Source organism: Pseudomonas sp. G5(2012), from assembly GCF_000408945.1.
GTDB lineage: Bacteria > Pseudomonadota > Gammaproteobacteria > Pseudomonadales > Pseudomonadaceae > Aquipseudomonas > Aquipseudomonas umsongensis.
Genome location: NZ_APIO01000146.1, coordinates 1 through 8,210 on the forward strand (window position 1 = coordinate 1; position 8,210 = coordinate 8,210).

8 protein-coding genes are annotated in these 8,210 nt (G+C 62.7%); 2 read left to right on the top strand and 6 right to left on the bottom strand.

Translation table 11 applies throughout. The features are described 5' to 3' along the window. Window positions 1-50 precede the first annotated feature (50 nt). Window positions 51-962 (bottom strand): LysR family transcriptional regulator, encoded by a 912-nt coding sequence (locus tag PG5_RS30120; RefSeq protein WP_020800858.1) that lies wholly within the window; start codon window positions 960-962, stop codon window positions 51-53. 103 nt (window positions 963-1,065) lie between these two features. On the opposite strand from PG5_RS30120, the gene PG5_RS30125 reads away from it, so the two are divergent. Both PG5_RS30125 and PG5_RS30130 read left to right on the top strand, forming a co-directional pair. Continuing rightward, window positions 1,066-2,808 carry an amidohydrolase gene (locus PG5_RS30125; protein ID WP_020800859.1) on the top strand — a complete coding sequence of 581 codons (1,743 nt, stop codon included), beginning with the start codon at window positions 1,066-1,068 and terminating at the stop codon, window positions 2,806-2,808. A 106-nt stretch (window positions 2,809-2,914) separates the two neighbouring features. Then, a complete protein-coding gene (locus PG5_RS30130) occupies window positions 2,915-3,652 on the top strand; it encodes a TorF family putative porin (RefSeq protein ID WP_020800860.1) in 738 nt (245 codons plus the stop codon). 110 nt (window positions 3,653-3,762) lie between these two features. Here PG5_RS30130 and PG5_RS30135 read toward each other — a convergent pair whose 3' ends face one another. Genes PG5_RS30135 through PG5_RS30155 form a run of 5 tightly spaced genes read right to left on the bottom strand, consistent with a single transcriptional unit; the run spans window position 3,763 to window position 8,079 of the window. Further along, on the bottom strand, window positions 3,763-4,047 hold the full coding sequence (locus PG5_RS30135; RefSeq protein ID WP_020800861.1) for a gamma-butyrobetaine hydroxylase-like domain-containing protein: 285 nt from the start codon (window positions 4,045-4,047) through the stop codon (window positions 3,763-3,765). Further along, window positions 4,044-5,006, bottom strand: a complete 963-nt coding sequence (locus PG5_RS30140) for a HEAT repeat domain-containing protein (RefSeq protein WP_020800862.1) — start codon at window positions 5,004-5,006, stop codon at window positions 4,044-4,046. The genes PG5_RS30135 and PG5_RS30140 overlap by 4 nt, the downstream gene beginning before the upstream one ends. Next, on the bottom strand, window positions 5,003-5,851 hold the full coding sequence (locus PG5_RS30145; RefSeq protein ID WP_020800863.1) for an ABC transporter ATP-binding protein: 849 nt from the start codon (window positions 5,849-5,851) through the stop codon (window positions 5,003-5,005). Before PG5_RS30145 ends, PG5_RS30140 begins: the two co-directional genes overlap by 4 nt. Beyond that, a complete protein-coding gene (locus PG5_RS30150) occupies window positions 5,851-6,624 on the bottom strand; it encodes an ABC transporter permease (protein WP_020800864.1) in 774 nt (257 codons plus the stop codon). The genes PG5_RS30145 and PG5_RS30150 overlap by 1 nt, the downstream gene beginning before the upstream one ends. Window positions 6,625-6,672: 48 nt before the next feature. After that, window positions 6,673-8,079, bottom strand: a complete 1,407-nt coding sequence (locus tag PG5_RS30155; protein WP_020800865.1) for an ABC transporter substrate-binding protein — start codon at window positions 8,077-8,079, stop codon at window positions 6,673-6,675. Window positions 8,080-8,210: the final 131 nt, after the last annotated feature.

The following is an 8,210-nucleotide window of genomic DNA, read 5'->3' on the forward strand; positions in this document are numbered from 1 at the left end:
CGTTATCGTTGACGACCATCGTCGGAACGCCGCCCGGAGCATGCTCGCTCCTACAGAGGCTCCGCCAGAAACGCGGTGATGTAATCGATGAACGCCAGCACCTTGGCCGTGGCCCGCCGATGGCTGGGGTACACCGCCAGGATGTGCGGACCGAAGCTGTCCGGGTCGATGTCGTAGTCGGCCATCACCCGCACCAGGCGCCCTTCGGCAATGTACGGCGCCGCGCTCCACAACGGCGTATGCAGCAACCCGCGCCCGGCCAGGGCATTGGCCAGCAGTAAGTCGTAGTTGTCGCTGCGCAAGCGGGGTGCCTGGGGTTGCGGCAAGCTCAAACGTTGGCCGTCGCGCTCGGCCCACCAGAATTCGCGGCTGAGCAAAGGATGGCGGTACAGCAACCATTCGTGCTCATCGAGGGTCTGCGGGGTGACCGCCAGCCCCTTGCGCGCCAGATACTCCGGGCTGGCGCACAGCGCCAGGCGATTGCTGCCAACGACGCGGGCAATCAACCCCGGCAAGTCGTCATGCCCTTCACGCAAGGCCAGGTCGTAGCCGCTTTCCAGCAGATTGACGAACTCGTCACACAGGTCCACTTGCAGGTTGATCTGCGGGTATTGCTCGAGAAAACCGCCACACACCTGATCGAGAAAGGCCTGCCCATAGGCCAGCGGCGCGGTGATTTTCAGACTGCCGCGCAAACCGTGCTGCAACTGCTCGATTTCCTCGCCGGCCTCGTCCAGTCGCTGCAATACCTGGCGCGCGGTTTCCAGGTACAGCCGCCCGGATTCCGTGAGCAAGATCCGCCGGGTACTGCGCTCGAACAATCGCGCGCCGAGTTCCGCTTCCAGGTGATTGACCGCTTTGGTCAGGGCCGACGGGGTCTTGCCCAACTGCTCGGCGGCGCGACTGAAGCTGCCCAGTTGTGCGGTGACCACGAACATTTTCAGTGCACCCAGCTTGTCCATTCTTTTTCCATTCAGGCAAAAACGTTTTTCGTGAGCGAGGCGTTCTGCCGAGCGCGGTAAGCCACTAGTCTGGCCATCAGACGCAATAACAAGGAAACATTCAATGAAAAAATTCATCCCGAATCTGTTGCTGGTGGCAGTCAGTTTTGCCTCGTTGGAAGCCATGGCCGCGACTGACCTGGTGCTGTTCAACGGCAAGATCTTCACTGCCGACCGCAACCAGCCCAAGGTCCAGGCGCTGGCGGTACAGGACGGTAAAGTGTTGCAAGCAGGCAGCGATGCGCAGATCAAGGCCCTGATCGATTCGGGAACCAAGGTCGTCGACCTGGGTGGCAAGACCCTGATGCCAGGCCTGATCGACACCCACTCCCACGCGATCTTCGGCGGATTGGAGATGGTTTCGGCCAACATGGAAGATGAAGTGGTCGATCTGGACGAACTGGAAAAACGCCTGCGGGCCTGGCGTGAAGACGGAAAGGCCAAACACGGCGACATCCTGAGCGTGGCCGGTATGAGTTCGGCCTACTGGGCGCAATCTGAAGCCTTGGGCAAGAAATTCAACAGCGGCGAATGGGCCGACGTGCCCGTGGTGTTCACCGGCAGTGACCATCACACGGCCTGGGCCAACAACGTGATGCTCAAGCGCGCAGGCATTGATGCGGCGCTGCTGAAAACACTGCCAGGCGCCGAGAAAGACACCATTGGCAAACTCGCCGACGGCCGCCCCAACGGCTTCCTGGTGGACGCCGGCTGGGACCGCGTGGCCGCGAAAATGCCCTCGCCGAGCGCCACTGACATGCTCAAGGCGGCGCAAACCGCCGTGAGCTACAACAACAGCCTGGGCATCACCGCCTGGATGGACCCGGCCGCCAACGCCGCGCCCGGCGAGCCGGTGTTTGCACTCAAACCCACGGAGAAAACCGTCGGTGTCCTGCCGGTGTACAAGGCCCTGTCCGAAAGCGGCGGCATGACCGCCCACGTCGCGGCGCTGCTGGTGGCCAACGGCAAAAGCGTGCCGTCCGATCTCGACACCCTGGACAAGGTCCGCCAACAATTCCAGGGCATCCCCAACCTGACGCTGCCCGGTATCAAGATCTTCGCTGACGGCGTGATCGAGTACCCGGCCCAGAGCGCCGCGATGATCGATCCGTACACCAACTCGCACAAACCGGGCGAACTGTTGATCGACCCGAAGCATTTCGGCGAGCTGGTCAGCGCCATCGATCAGCGCGGCTGGCGGGTACACATCCATGCCATCGGCGACCGCGCGGTCCGCGAATCGCTGAACGGCATCGCCCAGGCGCGCAAAGACCGACAGAGCGGTGTGACCCACTCCATCACGCACCTGCAGATCGTCAATCCGAAAGAATTCGCCCGCTTCAAACCGCTCGACGTCATCGCCTCGATGCAACTGCTCTGGGCCAGCGCCGACGATTACACCACGGACATGATCAAGCCTTACGTCAGCGCCCTGGCGTTCCGTTACCAATACCCGGCGCATTCTTTGCTCAAACAGGGCGCGACCATCGCCGGGGCCAGCGACTGGCCAGTGTCTTCGCCCAACCCGTGGAACGCCATGGCCCAGGCCATGACGCGGGCGGGTCCGCTGGGGGTGCTCAACGCCGATGAACGCATCGACCGCGAAACCATGTTCTATGCCTACACGCTCAATGCCGCACGCACCCTTGGCCTGGATAAACAGATCGGCTCGCTGAGCGCCGGTAAACAGGCCGACTTCATCGTGGTCGATCGTGATGTGTTCAGCGTCGACGAAAAAGCCCTGCATGAAACCCAAGTGCTGCAGACCTGGTTCGCCGGTCGGCAGGTCTACGCGCAACCCCTCTAATAAAAACCACAACCACACCCCTGCCCGACCTCGTGTTTTTCAACACGGGGCACGGCGCAGCCTTGTCCGATTTCTGCCCATAACAATCACAATAGCGGGACGTACCATGAAAGCTTTCACACTGTTCGCCCTCGGCTCCTTGAGCCTGCTGCCTTTGAGCAGCCAAGCCATCCCCTTGAACGATGATTTCGCCTTGTTGCTGGACGTGACACTGGCCAGCGATTATCGAACCCGCGGCATCTCGCAGACTCAGAACGACCCGACACTGCAAGCCGGCGCAACCCTGGCCCACAGCAGCGGCCTGTACCTGGGCGCATGGACCTCCAACGTCGACTTTGGCGGCGGCCTGAAAACCCGGCAGGAGGTCGACTACTATGCCGGTTGGTTGTGGCAGGCCACCGATGACGTCAGCCTCGACCTGGGCTACCTCAAATATTCTTACCCGAAAGAGAGCCAGTTCAACCAGAGCGAGGCCTACGGCATTCTCAGCGTCTACGGGGTAAAACTCGGCGCCTACTACTCCGCCGATGCGCCGGGTATCGATAGCGAGCAGAACTCGCTCTACAGCTATATCGGTTACGAAACCGAGCTGCCCTACGGCGTTGGCCTCAAACTGCGCTACGGCGACATGGACTTCAAGGACCCGCACCTGTACTCACGCTCGGGTGAAGCTGAAGACTCGTACCGTGAGTGGGAGCTCAAGCTGACCCATGAACTGGCGGGTGTGATGCTGGGCCTGAGCTACATCGACACCGACCTGTCGAAGAGCCAATGCCTGAGCAATTGGGGCTTCGACGATGTGTGCAGCGCGACGGTAGTGGCGAGCGTCAGCAAGTCCTTCTGACTGCGCTGGCTCCCCTGTAGGAGCGAGCATGCTCGCGATGGACTCAAGAACGCCGCGTTTAACCAGAAACCACGCGTTAACGTTAACGACCATCGCGAGCATGCTCGCTCCTACAGGTTTGGAGTTAATCCTTCGAGATAGGCCCATGGATATATTCCGCGTTCATGCCCATCACTGAACACCAGTTGCAACCCATACCCCTGGGAATTCACCTCGATCAGCCGAACGCGGGCATCGACCAGCGGCGCCATCCCGCGCAATCGAAACGCCCGGCATTGCGAACACGGGCACTGGCGGCGCAGTTCGGCATGGTCCAGCCACTGCTCGCGGCCATCCGGCCAGTTCAGTCGCAGCTGCTGCCTGCTCCGGGAATTGCCGATGGCCACCGGGTTCATTGCAGCTGACTCAGGGCAATGCGCACCGCCTTGCGCACTTCCGGATCACCATCGTCTTGCGCGGCCTGCAGCGGTGCGATCGCGCCTTTTTCATTCAACTCGCCGAGGGCCAGGGCGGCTTCCTTGCGCAGGTTGCTGATGCGGTGGCCGAGGGTTTCGATCAGCGCGTCCAGGGCCTGGGCGTAACGCAAGCGGCCGAGACTGCGGGTGGCGCGCAGGCGGACTTGCCAGTAATCGTCGCTCAGGGCTTGGACCAATGCCGGGCCGGCGTCGATGTGGCCGACCTTGCCCAGGGTGCTGGCGGCTTCCTCGCGCACTTGCCAGGCCTGGTCCTGCAAGGCTTGGCGCAGGGCCGGCAGCACCTGCTCGTCAGACGCCAGGCCGAGTGCACCGGTGGCGGCGCGGCGCACTTCGGTGTCCGGGTCTGCACTTGCCAGTCGAGCCAGGGCCGGCAAGGCGTCGAGCTGTTTGAGCCAACCCAGCACGCCGACGGCTTCACGGCGGACATTGGCCTCCTGATCGCTCAACGCAACCAGCGCCGCCGGGGCCGCTTGCGGGTAGCGCAATTCACGCAAGGCCCTGAACGCAGCGATGCGCACGCCGATGTCGGCATGCCCGGTCCACGGCAGGATCACCTCACCCGCCGCTTCGCTCTTGAGCAGGCTGAGGCTTTGCGCCGCGGCGGCTTGCACCGCTGCGGATGGATCGGTCAGGGCCTGGCACAGCGCTTCGACCACAGGCTCGTCCTCCCAGGCTTCGAGCAACCGCGCGGCTTCGGCACGGACGTCTTCGGCCGGGTCTGCGACCAGTCGGTTGACCAGCCACAGCAGCCCGTCCGCTTCTTCCAGGTCGGCCAGTTCGATCAGGGCGATACGGCGCACGCCGGCATCGTCGTCAGTCAGGCGTGGTTGCAGGGCGAGAATGTCATCGTTATCGGTTACATCGAATAGTGAGGTCATAGGGCAAATCGCGGCAGTTTGTTTTCTGGGGGAAGTCCGAGAGGGTTCAGGCGGGGCAGCTGCCGACCGTCTTCGTGACGCAGGAGTTCGAGGCAGTGACGTTTCAAGCGGGAAAATTCGTGGCTGGTCACCAGTGCGGTGGTGCGTGGCCGGGGGAAATCCAGGCGCAGGTCTTCGATGATCCGACCGGGACGCGTACTCATCACCAGCAGGCGATCGGCGAGGAACAGCGCCTCGTCGATGTCATGGGTGACGAACACCACGGTGGTGCGAATGCGCGTCCAGATGTCCAGCAGCAGTTCCTGCATGTTCAAGCGGGTCAGGGCATCGAGAGCGCCAAAGGGCTCGTCCATGAGTAATAGCCGTGGCCGATTGACCAACACCCGGGCGATTTCCACCCGTTGCTGCATGCCACCGGACAACTGATCCGGCCAGCGCTCGGCGAAGCCTTCAAGGCCGACCAGGGCGAGGATTTCATCGGCGGCCTTGTCGCGTTCGGCTTTACCGATGCCGCGCATTTTCAGGCCGAACGCAACGTTGTCGCGCACCGTGCGCCAAGGGAACAGTGTGTGCTGCTGAAACACCATGCCGCGTTGCGGCGACGGGCCGGACACCGCCGCGCCATCAACCTTGAGGCTGCCAGCGCGTGGTTGCAGGTGCCCGGCCAGGGCGCCGAGCAAGGTCGACTTGCCGCAACCGGACGGCCCGAGGATGCACACGAACTGCCCTGGTTCGATCAGGCAATCGAGGCCCTGCACAGCTTCGAAGGCCGCGCTGCCCTCGCCCAGGCTGATCGACAAACCGCGAATATCGATCCGCCCTTCGGGCTGTTGAAAAACACTCATCAGGCTTTTCCTCGTGGTCGATGCCAGGGTGTGAATACACCGCCCAGGCGTTTGATCAGCAGGCTGCTGCCCATCCCGAGTACGCCGATCAGCAACATGCCGACCACAATGTCGGGGTAGTTCTGGATGGTGTAGGACTCCCAGGTGTAATAGCCGATGCCGTATTGGCCGGAGATCATCTCGGCGGTCACCAGGCAAAACCACGACGTGCCCATGCCGATGGAAAGGCCGGTGATGACGCTCGGTGCGGCCCCCGGCAGAATCACTTCCAGCAGCATCGCCCGTCGCCCTGCCCCGAGGCTTTTCGCCGAAGCGATCAGCCGTGGATCGACGCCTTCGACGCCATGCACGGTGTTGAGCAGGATCGGGAACAAGGCGCCGGTAAAGGTGATGAAGACCATCGACAGCTCGGACGAGGGGAACATCAGGATCGCCAGGGGAATCCAGGCCACGGCGGGAATTGGGCGCAGCACTTCCAGCGGTGGCAGCAGCAAGTCTTCGGCCCATTTCGAGCGGCCGATGGCCAGGCCCAGCGCGACGCCGATCACCAATGCCGCGAGGTAACCGGCGAAGACCCGGCTGAGGCTGCTGCCAAGGTGTCGGGCGAGTTTTCCGGAGTCACCGAGGCCCAGTGCCGCTTCAATCACGGCAAGAGGTGTCGGGACGTTGGCGAAAGTCACCAGGCCGAGGTTCCAGTGGTGGCTGGCGGCGAGGTGCCAGAATAAAAGGCAGAGCAGCAGCGAGGCGGCTCGGGGGAGCCATCGTGCAAACATATAACACCTCCGATCGTTCCCACGCTCCGCGTGGGAACGATCACTGACTCAGCGACTGGCCACGGCCTGGGTCGTGGCATCGGTGAAATCGAACACCTTGCCGCCCTGGGCCGTGGCGAATTGCTGGGCCTGGCCCTTGAGCAGAAACGCGCTGAGGCGACCTTGCGCATCACTGGCAAACCACGCCTGGTCGGCCAGCAACTTGATCCCGCTGTCACTGGCCTGGGCATACACCGCGCGGATGTTCTTGCCTTCCTGCTTCAGCGCGGCCAGCGCGGTGAATGCCGCTTGCGCCGAGGCGTACTGACGGACTTTCGGCTCGCCGCGCACCCAGATCTCGGCCACGTGGCTGAAGTCGGTGATGGCCTGGCCACTGCCTGCATCGACGGCCTTGAGCGGCGTCTGCTGGTAATTCGCCAACTGCGCGCTGTAGTCCAGATTGGACGCCTTGAACGCGGCGCGAATGTATTGGTCGTCGATGAAGGTATTCAGGTCGAGGCCGCGATCAGCCTTCTTCAACAGCTTGAGGGTGTCGATGGCGGTGCCGACGGCCTGGCGGTATTCCGGTTTCCAGGTCAAGTCGCGGGTCTGCACGCCGAGCGGGCCGTGGAACAGGTAGTTGACCTCGGCATCGACTCCGGTGACCTTGGCGATCAACTCGCTGTACTTCTCAGGCTCGGCGGCCAGCAGTTGGTTGGCTTCGATGCTCGCGCGCAGGTAGGCGACGACGATTTCAGGGTATTTTTTCGCATAGGCCTGGTCCACCAGCGCACCGTGGAAGGTCGGCGCGCCAGCCTGGGAACCGTCGTAGATCTTGCGTGCGAACCCCCGGCTCGGGAACAGTTCGGCGAACGGCACAAAGTCGGCATGGGCGTCGATCTTGCCGGCCTGCAACGCGGAACCGGCGACTTCCGGTGGCTGGGCAATGATGTTCACGTCCTTGAGCGGGTCCCAACCCTGGGCCGCTACAGCGCGCAGCAACATGCCATGGGCAGTGGACGCGAACGGAACGGAAATGGTCTTGCCCTTGAGCTCGGCCAGTGACTGCACGCCCGACGCGCTCGGCACCACGATGCCGTTGCCACTGCCCTGGGTGCTGCCCGACAGCACGCTGATGAACAGGCTGTGCTTGCCGGCAGTTTCAAACGCCACGCCGTTGAACGACCCGGGGAAATCGGCCATGGCGCCGAAGTCGAGCTTGCCGGCGACCATCTCATTGGTCAGCGGCGCGCCGCTGGTGAAGTTCTTCCACTGCACCTCGTACTTGGCGTCCTTGTACTGGCCATCGTGGGGCAGGTATTTGTCCAGCAGGCCCAGCTCGCGGATCAACAGGCCGCCAGCGGCGCAATTGATGGTGGTGTCCTGGGTGCCGATGGCGATGCGGATGGTCTCCGCCTGCGCCGACAGGGTGAATGATGCCAGTACCAGACCGGCCAAAGCTGCACGCAATATCATGGGTGTTTCCCCTCGAATCATTTATAGGATGTTCGTCTCCGCCACGATCAGGGCGTGGTGGGAAACGAGGGGTGTCTTGAAGCAAGCGTCCGGTGGTTTCCGGGTAGCATTTTATTGTCTGCACTCGCTCC

Coding starts and splice junctions, on each gene's coding strand:
- PG5_RS30135 (WP_020800861.1), bottom strand. CDS start 4,047: ATGAACCCGGTGGCCATCGGCAATTCCCGGAGCAGGCAGCAGCTGCGA.
- PG5_RS30145 (WP_020800863.1), bottom strand. CDS start 5,851: ATGAGTGTTTTTCAACAGCCCGAAGGGCGGATCGATATTCGCGGTTTG.
- PG5_RS30155 (WP_020800865.1), bottom strand. CDS start 8,079: ATGATATTGCGTGCAGCTTTGGCCGGTCTGGTACTGGCATCATTCACC.
- PG5_RS30130 (WP_020800860.1), top strand. CDS start 2,915: ATGAAAGCTTTCACACTGTTCGCCCTCGGCTCCTTGAGCCTGCTGCCT.
- PG5_RS30140 (WP_020800862.1), bottom strand. CDS start 5,006: ATGACCTCACTATTCGATGTAACCGATAACGATGACATTCTCGCCCTG.
- PG5_RS30120 (WP_020800858.1), bottom strand. CDS start 962: ATGGACAAGCTGGGTGCACTGAAAATGTTCGTGGTCACCGCACAACTG.
- PG5_RS30150 (WP_020800864.1), bottom strand. CDS start 6,624: ATGTTTGCACGATGGCTCCCCCGAGCCGCCTCGCTGCTGCTCTGCCTT.
- PG5_RS30125 (WP_020800859.1), top strand. CDS start 1,066: ATGAAAAAATTCATCCCGAATCTGTTGCTGGTGGCAGTCAGTTTTGCC.